Raw genomic sequence first — 22,492 nt, 5'->3', positions numbered from 1 at the left:
ATGATCCGTCCAGACACACTCGCTCGACCGGCCAAGTCATGCAGAGCCCGTCGGGGCGGCAAACGTGATGGGGTCGAAGTAGGTTCTCTTTTCGCTGGCCTCGCTGAGCACGCTGAAGGTGAAGGTGCCGCCGGTCGGGCTGGCGACGAACACCCGCACAAGCCCCTGCGGATCGGTGAAGGTCTGCCGGGGCCGGATGACGGCTTGACCGCCCTCTTCCTGCGGCTCAGCGAACCACTGCACCAGGCTGTTGGCGCCCGGATTGCCGTAGGCGTCCATGAGCACGGCATACAGTTGCGCTTCACCGCCGGGCTCCACAGTGTCCAACGGCACCGGTGACTTGAGCGGGGCCGGGAACTGCAGCGAGGCCGTCTCGAACGTGACCTGGACGGTGGGGGCCAGCTGTTCGTCGAACAGGTCCAGCCAATAGGCCGGCGTATCGGTGCCCGTCACCTTGCCCGGCAGATAGTCCGCCTTGACCGTCCCGTCCGTTCCGGTGGCTTGTGCGGCCACGCTGCCCAAGGCCGCCCGCCAGTGCACCATGACCCCGCTCAAGGGCCGGCCGTCGGCCCTCTTGAGCGTCACCGTGAACCTGATCCTTTCGCCCGGCTTGTTGGCGACGGCCTCAGTCTTGTCGGCGACGCAGCTCATCTGCACGAGTTCCTTCACCCCTCCGGCGACGCGCCCCGCCGGGGCACGGCTCTCCGTGAGGCTCAGCAACGCGTGTTCGGCGGCATCGGCATAGGCCTGGGTGTCCAACTCTTCGGGCAGGCGTCCGATCATAAAGATGGTCAAGGCGTCCATACCGCTGTCGGCCGACAGCGCACGCACCCGCATCAGCACATCCAGCTGAACCAGATTCTTGAGCACCTTGAGGCCCGACGGATCGATTCGACTGACGCACTCGCGAACGTCCTGAAGGCTCCAGCCAAAGAACTCGGCCAGCCTGATCGACGCGGCCTGCTGCGCCAGCCACAACGCATCGCCCGTAACGTCAGGCAAATGATTGACCTGCCACAGATAGTCGAGCAGCTTCTGTTCAGGCTGCTCGCCCATCGCAAAGGCCCGGCTGAGCAATGTGAGGTAATAGAGCGTCCTGACCGAAAGCACGTGCCGGTCGTCCTGGTTGAGCCAGGCCTTGTGGCCGTATGCCAGATAATCGCGCAGCAGGGCGACACTCAGGCCCAGCTTCGCCACGACCTCGCTGCGGCGCTGGATGTCGGCCAGCAGGGCGAGCAAGGGATCCGGCGACTCATTGAGTCCGCGCACCGGATCCTCCATCACCGCGATCCGGTCGCGCACCTGGCGCAGAAACCCGTGAACCGAGACGTCCGCCCATTCCAGCACCGGCAGGACCTGCGCCTCCTCAAGCGTGGCGTACACCGCCACCGCATGCTGAACCAGCGCCACCTGCGCCTGCCTGGCCTGCAGGAGAACCCCCAGCATCTGCTCGACGATGACCGCCCGGGCGTCGGCGCCGATCTCGCCCAGACCGTCGGTGACCGCATGGTCCAACGCCTCGCGGGCCTTTGTAAGGTACTCCTCCTCCGTTCCCGGGAATGGCAGCACCAGACCGTCGCCGTCCGCCAGCGCCCCCAGCAATCCGAGCCAGTCGGCCGCCGGCAGCGGCGGCACGCCGGCCATCAAGAGCCCGTTGTTGGAAAACAGGGCTGCCGGCAGCAGGCTGACCACCTTGTCGAACAGTTGCCGCTGCGCATCGGACACCGCGCTCGACGGCTGCGGCGCAGCAGCCTGCTGCAGCATCCACAGCACCGGCAGGTCGCGGTCACGGCACCACTGCACACAGGCATGCAAGGCGTGGATGAGGTTCAGCACGCTCGGCGCCTCCCCCCCCGTGCTGATCCAGGGATCGCCCGCCAGGCCGTTGACCCATTCCTCGCCGCCCAGCGCGTTCAGCATCAGCAGACCTTCGACCGGCGTGATGCCCAACAGCCTGGGCAGCCTCACCAGACGGTAGAACGCCGACACGACCGCCGGGCTGCGCGCCAGGGTATCGCCCGCCCCGCGGGCCTGGGCAATGGCCACGGCCAGATAGCCGTAGGTCAGCGGATCGATGCCCAATCCGTTGCACAGTTGGCTGACCGTCAAATCGGTGCCCCCCTCGACGGGCAGCACCGCAAAGGGCAAGCCATCGAGCTGCAGGGGCCGGCGGTAGTCGCTCTGGCGATTGAACACCTGATCGAAGTGAGAGGCGGCCTCTCCCCGGCCATAGATCCCCATCGCATCGATGAACGCCGCAAAGTCCGGCGCCGTACAGCCATAGCGCTCACGCAACGACTGAAACAGCCCCAGCGCATGCACCACGTTTTCCGAGATCCACCAGGGGTCGTCCTTGCCGCCCCCACGCACTTGGGCATTGATCGCGGCCACCAGCAAGGCGTCCACCTGATCGCAGGGCAGCCCCAGCCAGGCGTCCAGGCGCACTTTGCGGTTCATGCGGTCGTAACGGGCCAGCCCGGCCGCGTCCGTCGGGTTGGCGGACAAGCGGTGCAGGAACGAGGAGCCGTTTGCGGCCCTGGTGAGGCTCACGGCCGGTGCCGTGTTGGCATTGAGGTAGACGGACCCTGAGCGTTCGCTTTCGTCCGCGGCCGGTGCCGCATCGGCGTAGGTCACATTGGCGGAGCGTACAGGCGCAAACCCGCGGGTCGAGAGCAAGGCCTCGACGCCCGGCGTGTCCAGTTTTGTCCGCTCACCGAAAAACAGCAACTGATTGAGGTTCTGCCAGGAAAGGCCTTCGGCACCGAAATTCCGTGCGTAGAAGTCTTCCCGATCCTCGAACTTCACTGCAGGCTCCATCAGCAACCGCCGCTGATAAGGCCCCAACCGCGAGGCATGGGCCAGCGCACGGCCGGCATCGGTGCTCCAGGCCTGGGGGCTGAGGAAATACGGAAACGACAGGTCGACCGTGTGCGCAAAGTCGCCCACCAGCAAGCCGTTGCGTCGGGCGACGGCGTCCAGCGAAGCCCAGTGCTGGTAAAAGGGCAGCCCGTTGGGGTAGCGCGACTCGATCAGGGCTTGCTCTATCGGCTGACCCGAACCGTGTTCGGCGATGAAGGTCTCCAGCACCGCCACGATGATGTCCACCGAAGACACCGACCGGTGCACGGCATTGAAATCCACCGACAGCCGTTTCAGGTCGGCCCGGCGCTCGTGCAGCGGATAGGTGTCCACCCCATGGGGTTCGATGCGGTCGCGTATCCAGCGCAGCAGTTCGATCAGGTACGCCACCGGCGAGGCGAGGGACTCCAGGGCATCCGCCGGGCAGAGCGCGTCGAACGGCGTGTTGAACAGGCGCTCGTAGGTGGGCCCGGTCACCATCGACAGCAAGCCGCTGGAGGCGCCCGCCGCCGCTTGTCCCTCGCCGGTCAACCGGCCCTCGATGTAGCGGCGCCGGACATAGGTGACCAGGCTGTTGGCCCTGCGCATGAAGGCCCGGGCCGACTCGTCGCTCATGCCGTACTCGACGGTCAGGGCCCGGGCACCCTTTTCCACCAGCGCGAAGACCGAGCCGCCGGCTTTGAGGTAACCCTCAAGACCGGCAGCGCCCTGCTCCTTGAAGACCTGTTGAAACAGTTGCAGGGCGGGGCGTTCGGCAGCGTCGCGCATCTTCCGGCTCCTCTGGCAGGGACTGTCCGCAGCAGCCTGGCGAACACGCCAGGCTGAACATGGGCTTGATGAGATTTGGCGCCAAGAATCGCCGACCGTCTACTGTCATAAATGACAGTTCTTTAGGCCATTCATCGGTTCGCTGGCATCAGGAGCGGGTCGCCTGCGGGGGCAGCGCTTCGAAGCGCTCGCTCTCCTGCCAGTCGGACATCGTCGGCCCGGCGGCGCCACCGGTGAGGGTCTGCCTGAACCGGCACCATTGGCCTCCTGGCGGCACGGCCTGAGCGGCACTGCCCTGCCAGCCGGCGGCGGTCACCGGCATGACCGCTGTCCAGGCCTGCTCCGGGTCGAACCAGCTCGTCACCTGCCCGCTGCCCGGCCGCCCCTGGCCCTTGAAGAGAACCGGATGAACGACCCACTGCCCCGGCGCCGGCAGATCGATCCCCGGCAGGAACGTCGCCAGCACCACCCGGCGCCGGGCCCCCGCCGACTCGAAACCGTCGAACGACGCCACCGCCGTCACTTCGCCGTCACCGCCGGGCAGGTCACTGAGCAAGGTCACCGACCAGGTGCGATCCCCCAGCACCGGGGCCTGCGCCGACACCGAGCGGTTGGCGCCGGCCAAGCTCACCGACACCGTATCGCCCGGCACCCCGAAGCCGGAGACCACCGCCCGCCGCCCGACGGGCTCGCCCGTCACCGGGGTCTCGATGAACGGCGCGGCGGGCACGACGCTGAACGCCAGCGGCGGGCTGTCCCGGGACGTCAGGGACTCGAACGTTTGCAGGGCCCGCAGGGTCTTGGGGCCGACGGGCAAGCTCACCTCGCCTTGCCAGCGGCCTTCGGCATCCACGGTGATGTCCTTGAGCAGGGGGGCGCTGTCGCCCTCCAGCAGCACCTCAACCTTCCCGCCGGGCATGGCCGTGCCCGACAGAATCGCGGTGCGCGGCAACTTGCCGCCCTGCTCCGGCGCCTCGAAGACCGGCGGCAGCAGCACCACCCGGAAGATGTGCAAGTCACTGCGCTCGGACTCCCGGCCGTTGCGCGCCTGCCTGGCGTCGAGGGTGTACTGGCGAAACTCCAGCGCCGTCAGGTCGATGGACCACGCGCCGTCGCTTGTCAGCGTTTTGGGCGTCCCCAGCGGTCTGCCGAACTGGGCGTCGCGCAACTGCATCGTCGCGCCGGCCACGCCGCTTTCCCCGCGCACGGTCACCTCAGTCCCCACCTCGGCGTTCTGGGCCGGGAAGGTGATGACAGGTTTGGGCAAGGGGGCATCGACGGTGAACGTGCGCGACACGATCGCCGACGTCTGACTGGCGGCGGTCTGGGTGACCTTGACGGTATAGGTGATGCCCGGCGCGAAGTCGGTGGCGCGACGGTAAGACCAGACGCCCCCGGCGCCGATCACTTTGTGAACGGTGGTGCTGTCACTGAACTCGATGTTCACTGTCGCACCCGGCCAGCAGGTGCCGCTCCATTGCGGCGACAGACCGTCCTCGACCGGAGCGTCGAGCGTCGGCACCTTGGGCGCGATGGTGACGTTGTCCGTGACCCCGTTGGATGCCTGTTCGCCGAGGAACTGCTTGACCTGCACGGAGCGCTCCCAGGTCGGCCCCCACACCTGCGACACCCGTACCGACCATTGGCCACCGCCGACAATGGCATCGGGCGCCAGCGGCACGGTGCCGCCCACGTCAAAGAGCCTCACCGTCGCGCCGTTCAGCCCCTTGCCCGAGCAGGTCGGCTGATAGTCCGCCGTGAACGCGACATCGGACGGATTCGGGAACGTATGATTGACGGTGAAGGTATAGGGCTGGGATTCGATCCAACCGCCGGCGTTGTCCGAGACTTTCTGGATAGCCCTGAGTCGGTAGGTGCCGAAGGGCCAGTTGGCGGCGGTGGTTTCCCATCGGCCGTTGGTCACTTGCACGGCGGGCGGCGCGGCGGCTCCGCCGTCGACCACAGTGATCTGCACCGTAGCGCCGGTGTGGCCGCTGCCGGTGAGTTTGACGTGGGTGCCGATGGGGGTGGCGGTGACGGCGGTCAGGGCTGGGGGGCGGACCTTGAAGGCGCGGGGGGCGCTGAGCAATGACTCCAACTGACCTTTTATCTGCTTGGCCACCAGCGAAACGGGCCCAGGGCTGACGGTCACCGAGGCGCTCCATGCATCCCCTGTCAGCGTCGCGCTTTGGCCGACCCTAGTGCCGGCGATATCGAGCAGGACGTCAACCTTCGCACCGGCCTCGCCACCCGAACCTGAAACCGTGAACGTTGAACTCTGCAAAGTGTTGGCTGTCGGGCTGGTGATCGCCGGTGTCTTGGGCAGCACCCTTACGGTGACGGGGACATAGCGTGCCCAAGGAGAATCGACACCACCAAGTGACTGTTTGGCGGTGAATGTAAAGACCCCGTCGGGCAAGTCATGTTGCAACATCAACGACCAGACACCGTCTAGCCTGACTACTGTCTGACCATAAAGAATCGCATCGGATCCGGCCTGATAAATACGGACAAGTGCACTTGCAGTACCTGTGCCCTCAACATAAGGCCGCCGGACGGATACCGTTGAATTCGGCGTTGGGACTGTGATTACAGGTGCTGCGACAGCCCTGCGAATGGACACGGATTCTGACCGCCCGGAGTTTTGGTCACCAATGAGCTGTTCTGCATAAAAAGAGGTGACATCAGGAGGGAGACTGATGTAAGCCCCCCAGCGCCCGTCTCTCCCCACAGTTCCGGAGCCGAGTGGAATCACTTGACCGTTGTAGATGCACAGCAAATTGACCTTTCCATAAACCGTGGGGGGGAAGGGCCATACCAACCCGTTTATTCCGGAGACGGCAAAAGGCATTTCGACCACCGCATTGGAGGCTGGCAATTCAATGATCGGCTTTCGTGAAGGATATATGTTAATGCCCCAACCCTCGTGAGGTTCGACATCATTGTTGGTGCCGTCGTAGTCAACGCGTATTGCCAGACTTACACCGAAATCCGGAACACCCAACGGCGAATCCAGATAGATCTCGTAATTGTGCCATTGGTTGTCTTGCGACATTGAGTCTTGGGAATTCTTGCGAACCCATTGTCCTGCCTGAAGCCCTACATCGATATTGGCCCTGTACCAATACTTATCTGCAGGACGGGACGTCATGTGGTAACGCAATGTCTTCACATAAATACGGCCGTTTTCGAACTTGTACTGGCACACCAACTGAGTCTTTAGCGTGGACACGCGCGGATGGGTTTGATGAAGCGTTGTCTCGACCGCATCCGCCCAAAAAATCTCGGAATACTGCTCGCCTTCGCCATGTTCGCGAAATGAACCCTTTTCGAGTTCTGTGACATGCGCATAGCTGATAGTCTGAACGCCCTCGTCCAACCAGCCTTTGCCTCTTGCACCATCATTGTCGTCACTCATTTCAGATGTTCTCGACTCAGGGACTGTTGGGGTTTACCCAAAGCCTAGGGTCGAGCCGACTCGATCACTACTGTCAAACGTGACAGTAATTGAGATCAAAATCGCATAAAAGACGATGGATCTAATTCCAATGCCGAATGAGAAAGTGAAGGAAATGGGATGTTGAATGGAAAAGGCGTCGTGTGCTGACGACTTCGCGGGCTTGCCCGCGAAGCTTTTCAGTAAGGGATGCGAATCAAACCGAAGCCGGCAACGGCTGAAAACTGAAGTACTGCTTCAAGGCCTCGATCAGTTGCCCGTACTCCGGCGGCGGCCGGTGCAGGCTGAAGCCGGCGTCGTAGTGCCGGGGGGTGGCGTCCTCATGGCACCACAGGCAACACCCCGTGAGGTCGATCACCTGCTGGCAACCGTCGCCCGCGGGAATCTTCAGGCGCAGGCTGAAGTCCGCCCCGATCATCATCGGCAACTGGCTGATGAGCATCAGCCCGTCTTCGGAGACGTTACCGAGGAAGCCGATGGGCCGGTCGGTGACGCTGTTGAACACCCGCAAGAAATACGGCAATTGGTGCCGTTCGATCCGACGTTCGGTAAACATGAGCGTATCGCCACGCAAGGCCCTGTGACCGGGCCGCACTGTGCTTCGGAACGGGCCACTGCCCAAGGCTCGCTCTCCCCGCTTCCGGTGTGACGGTCGCTGCATCGCCGTCACCTGACTACGGCCAGTCGCAGGTGTCGCTCCGGTCAGGTTCATGACCGGACCGGAATGATTCGACTATAGCTCAGGTTGTACACACCGACAGCTTTTGTATGACAACCGCCATCAGAAGCGGGTCGGACGCACCGGCGCAGCAGCGCTGCGGGTCGGGTAATGGCCCAGGCTCTGCAGGGTTTCCAGGCGAGCGCGGGCGCGGTAGGCGTATTCGCTGTTGGGGTACGAGGCGATGATGAACTGGTAGGTCTGGGCCGCGTCGATGAACATCTTCTGCCGTTCCAGGCACTGGCCGCGCATCATCGACACTTCCGGCCATACGTAAGGCCGGGCACGGCTGGCGCGCTCGACCTTGGACAGCTCGAGCATCACTTGCTCGCAGTTGCCCCGGTCGTAGGCGCTGTAGGCGTTGTTCAGGTGGTGGTTCATCGACCAACGGGTGCAGCCCGTCACGGCGAGGACGCTGAGGGCAAGGGCGGCAATGGGCAACAATCGCATGGGGGTTCTCCTGTCTTGAGCTCTGTATCGACCCGGGGCGGGAAATCTTCAGAACCGTTTGTGCCGATTGTCGCGTTCAAAAAAGAAAACGTTAAGTAGTGCAAACGAACAATGACTACACCCCAAGAGCATAGTAGCCTTCGCTGGCGCTTGAACCTGAGGAGTCTTTGCATGTCCGTCCGTCGTACCAAAATCGTCGCTACCCTTGGCCCGGCCAGTCACTCGCCGGAAGTTCTCGAACAGCTGATTCTGGCTGGCCTGGACGTCGCCCGCCTGAACTTCTCCCACGGCACCCCCGACGAGCACAAGGCTCGCGCCAAGCTGGTGCGCGACCTGGCCGCCAAGCACGGCCGCTTCGTGGCGTTGCTGGGTGACCTGCAAGGCCCGAAGATCCGTATCGCCAAATTCGCCAACAAGCGCATCGAGCTGAAGATCGGTGACACCTTCACCTTCTCCACCAGCCATCCGCTGACCGAAGGCAACCAGCAGGTGGTCGGCATCGACTACCCGGACCTGGTCAAGGACTGCGGCGTGGGCGACGAGCTGCTGCTCGACGACGGCCGCGTGGTGATGCGCGTCGAAACCGCCACCGCCACCGAACTGCACTGCGTGGTGACCATCGGCGGCCCGCTGTCCGACCACAAAGGCATCAACCGTCGCGGCGGCGGCCTGACCGCTCCGGCCCTGACGGACAAGGACAAGGCCGACATCAAGCTCGCCGCCGAAATGGAAGTCGACTACCTCGCCGTGTCCTTCCCGCGTGACGCCGCCGACATGGAATACGCCCGTCAGCTGCGTGACGAAGCCGGCGGCACCGCCTGGCTGGTGGCCAAGATCGAACGCGCCGAAGCCGTGGCCGACGACGAAACCCTCGACGGCCTGATCAAGGCCTCCGATGCGGTGATGGTCGCCCGTGGCGACCTCGGCGTGGAGATCGGCGACGCCGAGCTGGTGGGCATCCAGAAGAAGATCATTCTGCACGCACGCCGCCACAACAAGGCCGTGATCGTCGCCACCCAGATGATGGAGTCGATGATCCAGAACCCGATGCCGACCCGCGCCGAAGTGTCCGACGTGGCCAACGCCGTGCTCGACTACACCGACGCCGTGATGCTCTCGGCCGAATCCGCCGCCGGCCAGTACCCGCTGGAAGCCGTGCAGGCGATGGCGCGCATCTGCGTCGGCGCCGAGAAGCACCCGACCGGCAAGACCTCCAGCCACCGCATCGGCAAGGAGTTCGAGCGCTGCGACGAAAGCATCGCGCTGGCGACCATGTACACCGCCAACCATTTCCCGGGCGTGAAGGCGATCATCGCGTTGACCGAGAGCGGCTACACCCCGCTGATCATGTCTCGCATCCGCTCGTCGGTGCCGATCTACGCGTTCACCCCGCACCGCGAAGCCCAGGCCCGCGCAGCGATGTTCCGTGGCGTGTACACCATCCCGTTCGACCCGGCCTCCCTGCCGCCGAGCGAAGTCAGCCAGAAAGCCATCGACGAGCTGACCAAGCGCGGCGTGGTGGAGAAAGGCGACTGGGTCATCCTGACCAAGGGCGACAGCTACCACACCACCGGCGGCACCAACGGCATGAAGATCCTGCATGTCGGCGACCCGCAGGTCTGAGTGACCGCTCGCTGAAAACAAAAAGCCCCGGCCTCTGAGTGCCGGGGCTTTTTGTTTTCCGGTCCGGAAGGTGTGTTGGCTGTACCCACCCTATCGCCAGCAGACTGGCTCCTACAGTTGGAATGCGTTCCCCTGTGGGAGCCAGCCTGCTGGCGATGAGGCCGGATGCCCTGATCAACATTTCAATGCCGTTTGATGAACCCGGTCAACGCCGCCAAGGCCTCCGGCGAGCGCAGCCGTTGGGTGAACAGCGCACCCTCCTCCTCGATCACCTGGCGGATCCGTTCGCGGTCCGGTGCCTTCATCAACCGCTTGCTGATGCGCACCGCTTCCGCCGGCAACTCGTCAAACCGCAAGGCCATCTCCCGTGCCATGGCCAACGCCGCTTCGCCGCTGCCCAACGCCTCGCAGGCGATGCCCCACTGCGCCGCCTGCTCACCGGTGAAGCCTTCGCCGAGCAGCAACAGTTCGGCCGCCTTGGCGTGCCCGAGCAGACGCGGCAGGATCAGGCTGGAACCGAACTCCGGGCACAGGCCGAGGTTGACGAACGGCATGCGCAAGCGCGCATCGCGGCTGACGTACACCAGATCGCAGTGCAGCAGCAGTGTGGTGCCGATGCCCACCGCCGGTCCGGCCACGGCGGCGACCACCGGTTTGCGGCACTCCAGCAGGCTGAGCATGAAGTGGAACACCGGGCTGTCGAGGTCGTTCGGCGGCTGCTGGATGAAGTCGGCGATGTCGTTGCCGGCCGTGAAGCATTCGGCGCTGCCGGCGATCAGCACGGCGTTGATTTCCGGGTCGCTGTCCGCCTGCTTCAGCGCTTCGGCCAGGCGGCTGTACATGGCCCGGGTCAGGGCGTTCTTCTTGTCGGGGCGGTTGAGGCGCAGGGTGAGCAAACCGCGCTCGCGCTGCAGCAGGACGGCTTCGGTCATGGCGACTCCCGGTCGGTGAGGATCCTTGTGGCTCGCGCTCAAGCGTGGCCGAGGAAGACGTCGGCCAGCATTTGGTTGCGCGGCAGTCCGGCCAGGAACAGACGCTTGGAAAACGCATCGACGCTGGCGCTCGAACCGCAGACTAAGGCCAGGGTTTGCCGGGAAACAAGCCGCAGTTGCGCCAAAGCGGCGGGCGCCTCGGTCGCCGTCCACAGTTCGACGGACAGGTTTTCCCGCTGCGCGGCCAGGGCCTGCAACGGTTTGGCGAGGTAGTGCAGGGTCGCGTCATGGGCCAGGTGAATGACGCGGATGGCGCCCTGGTGATCCTGGCGCAGCGCCTCGCGCAGGATGCCGAACAACGGCGCCAGCCCGGTGCCGGCGGCCAGCAGCCACAACGGGCGCGCCTGCCAGTCCGGGTCGTAGTGCAGCGCGCCGCCGCGCAGCTCGCCCAGGCGCAGCGGATCGCCGATGCGCAGGCGGCGGGCCGCGTCGCTGAACGCGCCCGGCAGCCGGCAATCGAGGTGGAACTCCAGAAAGCGGTCTTCCTGGGGCAGGCTCGCCAGCGAATACGGCCGCGCCACCGGCCCTGCCCACAGCACCAGATGCTGACCGGCGCGGTAGCGCAGCGGCTGTTGCGGGGTCAGGCGCAGGCGCAGGACGCTGTCGCTGAGCCAGTCCAGCGCTTCGACGACCGCCGGGCGACCGTCCACCACAGGATCGAACGCGTGCACCTGCAAGTCCTCGACCACCTGGCATTGGCAAGCCAGCCGCCAGCCCTCGCGGCGCTGATCAGCGCTCAACGCGTCCGGGCGGCTGTCGGCGGGCAGGCCCTGCACGCATTGCACCAGGCACGCATGGCAACTGCCGGCACGGCAACTGTAGGGCACCGCCACGCCGTTGCCGTTCAAGGCATCGAGCAGGTTGCTGCCCGCCGGCACCGACCACTGCCGCTCTCCCACCCGCAATTCAGGCATCGACGTTCTCCCATGCCGCCGCGCAGCGGTTGCGCCCGTCGCGCTTGGCCCGGTACAGCGCCTGGTCGGCGCGCTGCAAGGCGTCGTCCAGGTCGTCGCCCAGTTCCAGCAAGGTCATGCCCGCCGACAGGCTGAGGCTCTTCACGCTCAGGCCCACCAGCTCGACGTCCATGAAGGCGAGGCGCAGCCGCTCGCAGCAGGCGGTCAGGCGTTCGGCGTTGCAGTCGGGCAACAGCACCACGAATTCTTCACCACCGTAGCGGGCCAGCACGTCACCGTCGCGCAGGCAGGCCCCGGCCACCCCGGCGAACGCCTGCAGCACCTGGTCGCCGGCAGCGTGGCCGTGCAGGTCGTTGATGCGCTTGAAGTGATCAAGGTCGATCAGCGCCAGGCCATGCACCACCCCGGCCTCCATCGCGTTCAGCTCGCGGGAGGCCAGGCGCAGGAAGTGCCGGCGGTTGAACAGCCCGGTCAGTTCGTCGGTGGCCACCAGGTCCTCGAGCTGGCGCATCATCCCGCGCAGGGTGTCCTGGTGCGCCTGCAAGGCGAACCGCCGCTGGCGCATGCGCTGGCGGGAGGTCTGGACGAACCGCGCATAGATCACCAGCCACACCAGCACCATCAGCAGCACGCACACCTGCAGGGCCGCCAGCGCCGGATCCGGCAGGCGGAAGTGATAGCCGTCCCACAGGGTGATGGCGCAGAAGCTGAAGAAGACGAACGCCGTGCAGCGGATGAAGGCCCGGCGCGACAGGTGGAACAGGCCGAACAGCAGGATCAGCACATAGAACACCAGGAACGAACCCCGGGCCTGGTTCAGGTGGGCGATCAGCCACGTCTGCCAGCCGAGGCCGATCAGCACCTGCGCCTCGGTCAGGCTGGGGTCGGGAAAGCGCAGGTTGCAGCCGGAAAAGAACACGGCGAACAGGCTCGCCTGGCTGATCACCACCAGGGCGCTGCCGACGGCGACGCCGGTCAGGGAGTCGTCGTAGAGACCGCTGAAATACGCCAGCCACAGCAGCAGCAAAGCCAATCCGTAGGTGGCTGCGGCGAGGGCGAAGCGTTTGAGCAAAAGACGTTGAATGGCGTTATGGGTCAATCGTTGACTCACCGTGCGATGGAAGGCTGACCGAGTGTCCTACTCTACAGACCGGCTGCCACTTTAGTGGCGCGGCCGATAAATGACCATTGATTTTCGGGCCGGATAATTGGCGTCAAAAGCGTGTCCCGCCCCCTGCCCTGCGGCGGGCAAGCTCGCTCCCGCCCGGCTGCGCGGCAAGACGCGAAACCTGACATTCACTAACTGACCGGCACGCCGGCCCGGCATCCGCCCTCGCCACGGCATGCGACCAACGAATGACTGCCGGCGCGTGTCAGCTCCCGGGAGGCGCGGTATACTGCCGCGCCTTTTTAGCGTCGCGCCAGCAGCCCCGGCGTGCCTTGAAAGGTGTCTGCGACCGACCGATGCACCCAAGCCGCAGGCACCTTATTGAATGTTCCCGACTTTTAGAGGAGCGCGACTCATGACCGTGATCAAGCAAGACGACCTGATTCAGAGCGTTGCCGACGCCCTGCAATTCATCTCCTACTACCACCCCGTGGATTTCATCCAGGCGATGCACGAAGCCTACCTGCGCGAAGAATCGCCGGCGGCCCGTGACTCCATGGCGCAGATCCTGATCAACTCGCGCATGTGCGCCACCGGCCACCGGCCGATCTGCCAGGACACCGGCATCGTGACCGTGTTCGTGCGCGTGGGCATGGACGTGCGTTGGGACGGCGCGACCATGAGCCTGGACGACATGATCAACGAAGGCGTGCGCCGCGCCTACAACCTGCCGGAAAACGTCCTGCGCGCCTCGATCCTGGCCGACCCGGCCGGCAGCCGCAAGAACACCAAGGACAACACCCCGGCGGTCATCCACTACTCCATCGTCCCGGGCAACACCGTGGAAGTGGACGTGGCGGCCAAGGGCGGCGGCTCCGAGAACAAGTCGAAGATGGCCATGCTCAACCCGTCCGACTCGATCGTCGACTGGGTGCTCAAGACCGTTCCGACCATGGGCGCCGGCTGGTGCCCGCCGGGCATGCTGGGCATCGGCATCGGCGGCACCGCCGAGAAGGCTGCGGTCATGGCCAAGGAAGTGTTGATGGAATCCATCGACATCCACGAGCTGAAGGCCCGCGGCCCGCAGAACCGCATCGAGGAAATGCGCCTTGAGCTGTTCGAGAAGGTCAACCAGCTGGGCATCGGCGCCCAGGGCCTGGGCGGCCTGACCACCGTGCTCGACGTGAAGATCATGGACTACCCGACCCACGCCGCCTCCTTGCCGGTGTGCATGATCCCGAACTGCGCCGCCACCCGCCACGCGCACTTCGTGCTCGACGGCTCGGGCCCTGCCGCACTGGAGGCGCCGCCGTTGGACGCCTACCCGGAAATCGTCTGGGAAGCAGGTCCTTCGGCCCGTCGCGTCAACCTCGACACCCTGACCCCGGAAGAGGTGCAGAGCTGGAAGCCGGGCGAGACCGTCCTGCTCAACGGCAAGATGCTCACCGGCCGCGACGCGGCGCACAAGCGCATGGTCGAGATGCTGAACAAGGGCGAGACCCTGCCGGTGGACCTGAAGGGCCGCTTCATCTACTACGTCGGCCCGGTCGATCCGGTCGGCGACGAAGTGGTGGGCCCAGCAGGTCCGACCACCGCCACGCGGATGGACAAGTTCACCCGTCAGATCCTTGAGCAGACCGGTCTTTTGGGCATGATCGGCAAGTCCGAGCGCGGCCCGACCGCCATCGACGCGATCAAGGACAGCAAGGCCGTGTACCTGATGGCCGTCGGCGGCGCCGCCTACCTGGTGGCCCAGGCGATCAAGAAGTCCAAGGTGCTGGCGTTCGCCGAGCTGGGCATGGAAGCGATCTACGAGTTCGAGGTCAAGGACATGCCGGTCACCGTCGCGGTGGACAGCAAGGGTGAGTCGGTGCACATCACCGGGCCTGCGATCTGGCAGCAGAAGATCAGCGAAAGCCTGGCGGTGGAAGTGCAGTAAGCGCTTCGCCGCTGCATGAGAAGGCCGGCCCGTCGCATGACGGGCCGGCCTTTTTTGTGCCGCTAAAAATGTGCGAGCCAGCCTGCTGGCGATGGCGGCGGGTCAGGCAACAGGGATGTTGGCAGTGAAGGCCTCATCGCTGGCAAGCCAGCTCCCACAGGTTTTGTGGTGTGTCGGGATCTTGCGGGCAGCCGGGATCCCCTGTGGAAGCTGGCTTGCCAGCGATGGCGGTGGGTCAGGCAACTGAGATGCCGGCAGTACTGGCCTCATCGCTTGCAGGCAAGCCCCTACAGGGATTCGGGGTGAACACACAACTGTCAGACCTGACAGGTCACGGCCATCCGTTTTCCTGATAGCGTCGGTTCATTCCCCGCCAGGAAACGCTGGATCATGGCCGATCAAGACCTGAGCATCGTTACCCCCTCCATCGCCCAGAGCGCCTCGATCGCCACGATCGGCAAGAGCTGGGGAGCCGTCGGCCCCACCGGGGCGGCCTCGTTCGAACTGCCGTTGCCGCTGTCCGCCGGACGTGGCTTCGACCCGCAACTGACGCTGAGCTACAGCAGCCAGGCCGGCAACGGCCCGTTCGGCATCGGCTGGAGCCTGGCCGGCCTGCAGATCGCCCGACGCACCCACAAGGGCACGCCGCGCTACACCGACCACGACGAGATCGTCGGCCACGACGGCGAAGTGTGGATGCCGGAGCGCGACGAGCAAGGCCGAATCCGCTCGCGCAGCGAGCGCCGCTACAACGGCCTGGACATCGGCCCGCACAGCGTCGTGCGTTTCTGGCCCCGGGTCGAAAGCGATTTTGCCCTGCGCGAGCGCTGGCAGCCGGACGACGGCCGCCCGCCGTTCTGGCTGATCCACGGCGCCGACGGCTCGCTGCAGATGTACGGCAAAACCGCGGCGTCGCGCCGAGCGGACGCAGACGACCCGGCGCGGGTGAGCGCCTGGCTGCTGTGCGAAAGCATGAACCCGCTGGGCGAACACCTCTGCGTCACCTGGAAGGCCGACGACCAGGATCCGGATCCCTTGCACGACTACCGAGCCCAGCGTTACGTGCATCAAGTGCTCTACGGCAACGTCACCGCCAGCAAGGACCTGTACCTCTGGCGCACGGACGATCCGGCAACCCTGGACTGGCATTTCCGCCTGCTGTTCGACTACGGCGAGCGCACCCGGGACCTGACGCAAAGGCCACCTTACGACGGTCCCTCGCTGCAGCCCTGGCCGCTGCGGCCGGATCCGTTCTCGACCTTCGCCCAGGGGTTCGAACTGGGCACCCGGCGACTGTGCCGCCAAGTGCTGATGTTCCATCATTTTCCCGAGGAAACGGGCGCTGCGCCCGTGCTGGTCCGCCGCCTGCTGCTCGAATACACCCCGGACACGCCCGCCTGGTCCTACAGCCAGATCAGCGCCGCCCACTACCAGGCCTGGGACGCCAGCGGCGCGGTCGAGCACACCCCGCCGGTAGAGTTCGAACATTCACCGTTCACCCTCGACAAGACGCCCAGGCCGCTGCCGATGCAAGGCCCCCAGCCCGGCATCGAGGACGGCCGCGCCTACCAGTGCGTCGATCTGTACGGCGAAGGCGTGCCGGGGTTCCTCTGCCGCTACGATCAGGCCTGGCACTACCGCGAACCGCTGCGCGGCGAGTCGGACCCGCAGGCCATCGCCTACGGCCCCTGGACGTTGCTGGACAGCACGCCCGTGGCCGATGGCGGGAGCGCGGCACGTCAACTGCTCACCGACCTGACCGGCGACGGACGGCTGGACTGGATCACCGCCCGACCAGGCATGAACGGCTTCCGTACGCTGAACGCCGACCGCACGTTCGCCCCCTTCATTGCATTCAACGCCTTCCCGGCGGAGTTCTTCCATACGCTGACGCAATTGGGCGACCTGTCCGGGGACGGCCTCGCCTCACTGGCCCTGATCGGCCCCCGCTCGGTGCGTCTGTACGCCAACCGGCGGGAGGCAGGCTTCGCCCCCGGCGAAGACGTCGCTCACCTGCCGGACGACGACCGCTTGCCGTTGTTCGGCCCGGCGCCGGACGAGCTGGTGCTATTGGGCAACCTGCTGGGCAGCGACATGCCCGAGCTGTGCCGCATCCGCCATAACGAAATCAAATGCTGGCCGAACCTGGGCCACGGCCGGTTCGGCGCAGGCCGGGTCATCAGCGCGTTGCCCTTTGCCCATGATGCGTTCGACGTGGCGCACGTGCGCATCGCCGACCTCGACGGCTCCGGCGCGCCGGCGCTGGTCTACCTGAAGTCCGACGCCTTCGAGATCTACCTCAACCGCGGCGGCCGGGGACTGGAGCAAACGCCCGTCACAGTGCCGTGGCCCGAAGGCGTGCGCTACGACGCCTTGTGCCAGGTGACGCTGGCCGACCTCCAGGGCCTGGGCTGCGCCAGCCTGCTACTGACGGTGCCGCACATGGCGCCCCGGCACTGGCGGTATGACTTCGTGTCCGCCAAGCCGTACCTGCTGACGGCCAGCAACAACAACATGGGCTGCAGCACCCGCGTGACCTACCGCAGCAGCGCCCAGGAATGGCTGGACGAAAAGCGCGACCGGCTCGCCGCGCACCCCGCCGTCCCGCCCGCCTGCCACCTGCCCTTTCCCGTTCAGGCGGTCAGCCGCCAGCTGCAGCTGGACGAAGTCACCGGCAATCGCCTGACCCAAGCGTTCACTTACCGCGAGGGTTTCTATGACGGCGAAGACCGTGAGTTCCGCGGGTTCGGCCACCTGCAGCAGTGCGACAGCGAGTCGGCCGGCGCCGACGACGATGCAGGCTTCACCGCACCGGTGCGACTGCACACCTGGTTCCACACCGGGCGAACCATCGACCGGCCGCGCGAAGGCTATTTCGACCGCGACCCCGAAGCCGTGCCGCTGGGCCCCACCGTGTTCAGCCGTTTCCACCAAGGCGACGAGTTCGACGAACCCGTCGCACCGCCCGACGCCGACACCGAACACGCCATCGCCCGGGCGCTCGCCGGTTTGCCGGCCCGCAGCGAAACCTATGCCGAGGCGGACGACCCGGCCACGGCGCGGCCCTTTGCCGTGACCGAACACCGTTACCGGGTGCGCGAGGTCCGGGCCAAAGGTCCCCACGATGCCTACGCGGTGCTGCTGCCGCTGACGCTGGAACAGCTCGACCATGCCTACGAGCAAGTGATCGAAGACCCGCTGAGCCGCCACGAACTGACCCTGCGCCACAACGCCTACGGCGCCCCGCTGCATGCCCTGACCGTGCATTACGCCCGTCGCCGCACCGAGGCCGACCCGCCGCCGTTCACCGACCCCGATGAGCAACAGTGGTGGCGCGACGCCCATGACCAGGCCCAGCAATCGTTCTACCTCAGCGAAACCCGCGCGCGCTTCATCGACCTGGACGGCGACCCGCAGCACTGGCGCCTCGGCCTGCCCTATCAGCAGCGCGGCGATGCGCTGGCGCTGCCCAAGGGCCCGTTACCCGGTGGGCTGACGCCTGAGCAGGTGTCGTTCGAACGACTGCTGCAGCATCAGGACTCGCCCGAGTGGAACACCCGGCGCACCCTGACCCGCCAGACCGTGCAACGCTACCTCAAGACCGATGGCCAGACGCCCCTGCCCGACGGTCAGGCGGACTTCGAGGCCCTGGCCGCGCCCCTGGAACTGGCGCAGATGGACAAGACCGCCCTGGAGGCCTATGCGGACGTGCCGCCGCCGTTCGACATCCGTGCCGAACTGGCCGCCATCGGCTACGCCCCGATGCCGCTGCTGTTCGAGGGAGCGCCCTTGGCCGATGCGGAGGAAAACCTGTGGTCGGCCCGTTACGGGTTCGCGGCCTATGCTGCCGGCGAAGGGTTCCACCGGGTGCTCGACTACCACGAAACCGCGAGCCACGGCATCACCCGGGCCACCTACGACCCTTACCGCCTGGCGGTGGAGCGCGTGGTGTTGCCCGACGGCTGCACCACCCGGATCGAATACGACTACCACGCCCTGCAGCCGCTGCGCATCGTCGACGCCAACGACAACGTGCAGGAGGCGCTCTACGAACCCTCCGGCCAGCCGTTGGCCCTGAGTTTCCACGGCACGGAGAACGGCTTGCCGGCAGGCTTCAGCCCGTTGAGCGACTACGTGCGGCCGGAGGATCACCGACCGGCCCCCGCCATCGGAGATCCCGAGGGCGCCGTGCAGCAAGCCGCCAGCACCCTGCGCAAGGATCTGTTCAGCTGGATGGGCCAGTTGCCGCCGACCGCGACCGCTGACGCCGAGCGCTTTGCCCGATGGGTCGACGGCGGCCTGATCCTGCCCGACGGCCACATCCGCGCCAGCGCCCGCCGACGTCTGGCGCAAGCCACCGCACTGACGCCGGCGGAGCACGCGTTGGACGAAGCCATCGCCCTTGTCCCCCGAGAGCCGGTGCACAGCGTCCTGCTCCGGGCCGACCGCTACCCCGACGACCCGGTGCCGGCGCAGATCCAGATCATCAAGACCTGCGTCGACGGCTTCGGCCGCCCCTTGCAGACCCAACAGCTTGTGGAGCCGGGATCCGCGTACGCGGTGGACGCCGACGGCTCGCTGATCATCGAGGACGGCCAACCGGTCGAGGTGCCGGCCGACCCGCGCTGGCGCATCAGCGAGCGGGTCGAATACAACAACAAAGGACTGGCCGTGAGACGGTTCCGGCCGTTCTTCGCCGACACCCACCGCTACGTCAACGATGCGTCGCTGCGCGAGCACGGTTTTTTCGATCAGCTGTTCTATGACGTGCTCGGGCGTCCGGTCCGGCTGGTCAACGCCAAGGGCCATTTCTCCCGTGAGACCTATCACCCCTGGTATCACATCAGCGAAGACTTCAACGACACCGACGAGCCGGGGCCGCAGCCATGAATGTGCATCGGCGTACGCCCGCCGTCACGGTGAACGACAGCCGCGGCCTGGCGGTTCGCCAGGTGGCTTACCTGCGCACGCTGGCCGAAGACACGCCGCTTGGCCTGGTGACTCGCCTGGGGTACGACGCGGCGGGACGGGTGATCGCGCAAAGGGATCCGCGCCTGGCGGTGCCCAACCTCGTCCACGTGTACGGACTGAACGATGCCCCCGTGAAGACCGACAGCGTCGACGCCGGCTGGCGCCTGATCCTGCCGGGGACCGCCGGCCAGGTTCTGCAGCGCTGGGATGCGCGCGGCTTTCACTGGCGCAGCGCCTATGATCCGCTGCTGCGTCTGGTCAAAGACGAAGAGACCCACGGCGCCGATGCCGAGACCTTCGTCCATGCCGATGCGTCGGCCGACGCCAGCCATAACCTGCGCGGCAGGACCGTCGAACAGACCGACCAGGCCGGCACCGTGCAATGGCCGAGCTTCGGCCTGCTCGGCGAGACGTTGGAGCAATCGCGCACCTTCGGCGACGACAACGCCTTCGTCACCCGCTGGCGCCACGGCCCGCTGGGCGCCCGGCTGGAACAGACCGACGCCGGCGGGCACCGGCAACAGACGGACTTCGACCTCGCCGGCCAACCGCGGCGGATGCGCCTGCGACTCAACGGCCAGACCGCCTGGCAGACGGTGCTGCTCGATGCCCGGTACAACGCCGCCGGGCAGATCGTCGAACAGCAGGCCGACAACGGAACGGCAGCCCATTGGACCTACGACCCGGCGGACGGACGCCTGATCCGTCAGCAGGCACAAGCCGGCGGGCAGGCTCCGCTGCAAGACTTCGGATACGAATACGATCCGGCGGGCAACCTCACCCGCCTCCTCGACCACGCCTTCACGCCCAGCCACTTCGCCAACCGTCGGGTCGACGGCCACCGCGCCTTCACCTATGACTCGCTGTACCGCCTGCACACCGCCAGCGGTCACGACGACGCACCGCCCTCGGACATTCCCGGCCTGCCGCAACCGACCGACCCCGCCGACCGGCGCCCTTACGTGCAGACCTACGACTACGATCACGGCAACAACCTGATCCGGCTGCGCCACGTGCGCGACGGCGCCAACCACACCCGCCGAATGTTCATCGACCCCGCCAGCAACCGCGGCGTGCGCTGGGCCGAAGGCGACCCTGAGCCGGCCATCGGCAGCCTGTTCGACCGCCACGGCAACCTGCTGGCGCTGCAACCCGGCCAGCCGCTGCGATGGAACGCCCGCGACCGCCTGGACACGGTCACCTTGGTGCAGCGCCCGTCCGGGCCCGACGACGAGGAACGCTACCGTTACAGCCAGGGCGTGCGGGTCTTCAAGCGCCATGAGTTCCACAACGCCGCCAACCTTCACTTCCATGAGGTGCGCTACCTGCCGGGGCTGGAGATCCGCACGAAGGACAACGGCGAAACGCTGCACGTCATCACCCTCGCCACAGGCATAGGCAACGTGCGCTGCCTGCATTGGGAGAGCGGTCAGCCGCCCGGCATCGACGCCGACCAATTGCGCTACACCTTGAGCGACCACCTGGGCTCCTGCGTCATGGAACTGGACGCCCGAGCGCAGCTGGTCAGCCACGAAGGCTATTACCCGTTCGGCGCCACCGCCTGGATGGCCGCCCGCTCAAGCCTTGAGGTCGGTTACAGAACGATCCGCTATTCGGGCAAGGAAATGGACGTGAGCGGGTTGTACGACTATGGCGCCCGCCAGTACGCACCGTGGCTGCAGCGCTGGGTCGCCGCCGATCCTGCCGGGAGCGTGGACGGGCTGAACCTCTACGGGTTTGTCGAGAACAATCCGTTGCGGTTCATCGATGCAGCCGGGCAGAGCAAGGAAGAATGGCAGATCATCAGATATTCGCAGTTCATAACCGAACTCGGCACCGAAGCCGCCACCGCGCTGGATCAGATCTATAACGTGTTCACTCAGTCCGGCACGGGCAAGGAAATGCTGAAAAACCTCCTCGGCGAATCCGTTGCAGGGTTGGCCGGATTTTATGGCGGCTTCGGCGCAGGCGAGATTTTCGGTGCACTGGCGCCTGAAGTGAACGCCATCCCCTTTGTGGGCGGCATCATCACCGGCAATGCCGGCGGTGACGTCGCTACAGATACCCAAAACGCTTCTACTCCCAGCCCCCGCTGGATCCGGCCGCTCATTCCGCAGACATCGGCCATGTCGGTCGCCGCCATCGACCGCAGGCTGGGTTTCACGCCGGACAAGGCCCGCTTGTCCCCGACCGACACCGCAAACCTTTTCCTGAACAGAGTCGTCGGTACCGTGGTTCCCGCCATGAATGTGTTCTTGAACATGGGCTCCAGAAGTCAGGAAGCCGAAGACATCAAAAACCGACTGAGTCCGGTGAAGATCAACAAAATCGAAACCATGCTAGCCGACTGGCGGAGTGCGCTGGACGAGCGCTGGGACTCTGTCCAGCAAGCCTATGCAGTGCTGCAAAGGACTACCGTCCACCCTGGCGATGTGCTGCCCAATGTCAACAACATGACCTCCCGGGAAGACTTGGCACCGATCCGACAAGCAGACCTGCAAGGAAGAACCAAAGACATCCATGCAATCATCGACCGTGCACAGAAACTGATGAGCGCATACAAAATTCAAGGCACCACCGACAATCAGTTCCTGCTGGCACAAGAGCGCCGAACCTCGAAAAGCGTCAAAAGGCATTGATCCCGCGGGGGGGCCTGTCACCTATCCGCACTGTGCATTGCCGGCCGGTTCGTG

At 65.7% G+C, this 22,492-nt stretch carries 11 protein-coding genes; 4 read left to right on the top strand and 7 right to left on the bottom strand.

Translation table 11 applies throughout. From position 1 onward, the window contains the following. Window positions 1-36: 36 nt before the first annotated feature. From CAG41_RS04575 to CAG41_RS04560, 4 genes are all read right to left on the bottom strand, one after another. Window positions 37-3,627: a Tc toxin subunit A gene (locus CAG41_RS04575; RefSeq protein WP_085706738.1), complete on the bottom strand. Its 3,591-nt coding sequence runs from the start codon at window positions 3,625-3,627 to the stop codon at window positions 37-39. Between the two features lie 148 nt (window positions 3,628-3,775). Further along, window positions 3,776-5,779: a hypothetical protein gene (locus CAG41_RS04570; protein ID WP_085706737.1), complete on the bottom strand. Its 2,004-nt coding sequence runs from the start codon at window positions 5,777-5,779 to the stop codon at window positions 3,776-3,778. 1,501 nt (window positions 5,780-7,280) lie between these two features. Next, window positions 7,281-7,640: a PilZ domain-containing protein gene (locus CAG41_RS04565; RefSeq protein ID WP_085706736.1), complete on the bottom strand. Its 360-nt coding sequence runs from the start codon at window positions 7,638-7,640 to the stop codon at window positions 7,281-7,283. Window positions 7,641-7,865: 225 nt separating this feature from the next. Next, entirely contained in the window at window positions 7,866-8,252 is a 387-nt protein-coding gene (locus CAG41_RS04560; protein ID WP_085580382.1) for a tol-pal system YbgF family protein, read from the bottom strand. A 171-nt stretch (window positions 8,253-8,423) separates the two neighbouring features. On the opposite strand from CAG41_RS04560, the gene pyk reads away from it, so the two are divergent. Next, window positions 8,424-9,875, top strand: a complete 1,452-nt coding sequence (gene pyk / locus CAG41_RS04555; protein ID WP_085580379.1) for a pyruvate kinase — start codon at window positions 8,424-8,426, stop codon at window positions 9,873-9,875. Window positions 9,876-10,057: 182 nt separating this feature from the next. Here pyk and CAG41_RS04550 read toward each other — a convergent pair whose 3' ends face one another. The 3 genes from CAG41_RS04550 to CAG41_RS04540 are packed head-to-tail and all read right to left on the bottom strand — an operon-like array spanning window position 10,058 to window position 12,880. Next, window positions 10,058-10,807 (bottom strand): enoyl-CoA hydratase-related protein, encoded by a 750-nt coding sequence (locus CAG41_RS04550; RefSeq protein ID WP_085706735.1) that lies wholly within the window; start codon window positions 10,805-10,807, stop codon window positions 10,058-10,060. Between the two features lie 38 nt (window positions 10,808-10,845). Beyond that, window positions 10,846-11,781 carry an iron-sulfur-binding ferredoxin reductase gene (locus CAG41_RS04545; protein WP_085706734.1) on the bottom strand — a complete coding sequence of 312 codons (936 nt, stop codon included), beginning with the start codon at window positions 11,779-11,781 and terminating at the stop codon, window positions 10,846-10,848. Continuing rightward, window positions 11,774-12,880, bottom strand: a complete 1,107-nt coding sequence (locus tag CAG41_RS04540) for a diguanylate cyclase (protein WP_085580372.1) — start codon at window positions 12,878-12,880, stop codon at window positions 11,774-11,776. The genes CAG41_RS04545 and CAG41_RS04540 overlap by 8 nt, the downstream gene beginning before the upstream one ends. Window positions 12,881-13,304: 424 nt before the next feature. Here CAG41_RS04540 and CAG41_RS04535 point away from each other — a divergent pair, with 424 nt between their 5' ends. The 3 genes from CAG41_RS04535 (at window position 13,305) to CAG41_RS04525 (ending at window position 22,438) form a co-directional block, all read left to right on the top strand. Further along, entirely contained in the window at window positions 13,305-14,828 is a 1,524-nt protein-coding gene (locus tag CAG41_RS04535) for a fumarate hydratase (RefSeq protein ID WP_085580370.1), read from the top strand. Between the two features lie 390 nt (window positions 14,829-15,218). Beyond that, the gene (locus CAG41_RS04530; protein ID WP_085706733.1) at window positions 15,219-19,718 is read left to right on the top strand and encodes a SpvB/TcaC N-terminal domain-containing protein; all 4,500 of its coding nucleotides are present in this window, start codon (window positions 15,219-15,221) and stop codon (window positions 19,716-19,718) included. Beyond that, the gene (locus CAG41_RS04525; protein ID WP_085706732.1) at window positions 19,715-22,438 is read left to right on the top strand and encodes an RHS repeat domain-containing protein; all 2,724 of its coding nucleotides are present in this window, start codon (window positions 19,715-19,717) and stop codon (window positions 22,436-22,438) included. Before CAG41_RS04530 ends, CAG41_RS04525 begins: the two co-directional genes overlap by 4 nt. Window positions 22,439-22,492: the final 54 nt, after the last annotated feature.

This window comes from Pseudomonas sp. B35(2017) (genome assembly GCF_002113645.1).
GTDB lineage: Bacteria > Pseudomonadota > Gammaproteobacteria > Pseudomonadales > Pseudomonadaceae > Aquipseudomonas > Aquipseudomonas ekonensis.
Note: the sequence above shows the minus strand (reverse complement) of the source record. Positions and strands in the feature narration are given on the sequence as shown.

What these genes read in the sequence shown, in the direction of transcription:
- CAG41_RS04575 (WP_085706738.1), bottom strand. Translation starts at nt 3,627, where the DNA reads ATGCGCGACGCTGCCGAACGCCCCGCCCTGCAACTGTTTCAACAGGTC.
- CAG41_RS04565 (WP_085706736.1), bottom strand. Translation starts at nt 7,640, where the DNA reads ATGTTTACCGAACGTCGGATCGAACGGCACCAATTGCCGTATTTCTTG.
- CAG41_RS04560 (WP_085580382.1), bottom strand. Translation starts at nt 8,252, where the DNA reads ATGCGATTGTTGCCCATTGCCGCCCTTGCCCTCAGCGTCCTCGCCGTG.
- pyk (WP_085580379.1), top strand. Translation starts at nt 8,424, where the DNA reads ATGTCCGTCCGTCGTACCAAAATCGTCGCTACCCTTGGCCCGGCCAGT.
- CAG41_RS04550 (WP_085706735.1), bottom strand. Translation starts at nt 10,807, where the DNA reads ATGACCGAAGCCGTCCTGCTGCAGCGCGAGCGCGGTTTGCTCACCCTG.
- CAG41_RS04545 (WP_085706734.1), bottom strand. Translation starts at nt 11,781, where the DNA reads ATGCCTGAATTGCGGGTGGGAGAGCGGCAGTGGTCGGTGCCGGCGGGC.
- CAG41_RS04535 (WP_085580370.1), top strand. Translation starts at nt 13,305, where the DNA reads ATGACCGTGATCAAGCAAGACGACCTGATTCAGAGCGTTGCCGACGCC.
- CAG41_RS04530 (WP_085706733.1), top strand. Translation starts at nt 15,219, where the DNA reads ATGGCCGATCAAGACCTGAGCATCGTTACCCCCTCCATCGCCCAGAGC.
- CAG41_RS04525 (WP_085706732.1), top strand. Translation starts at nt 19,715, where the DNA reads ATGAATGTGCATCGGCGTACGCCCGCCGTCACGGTGAACGACAGCCGC.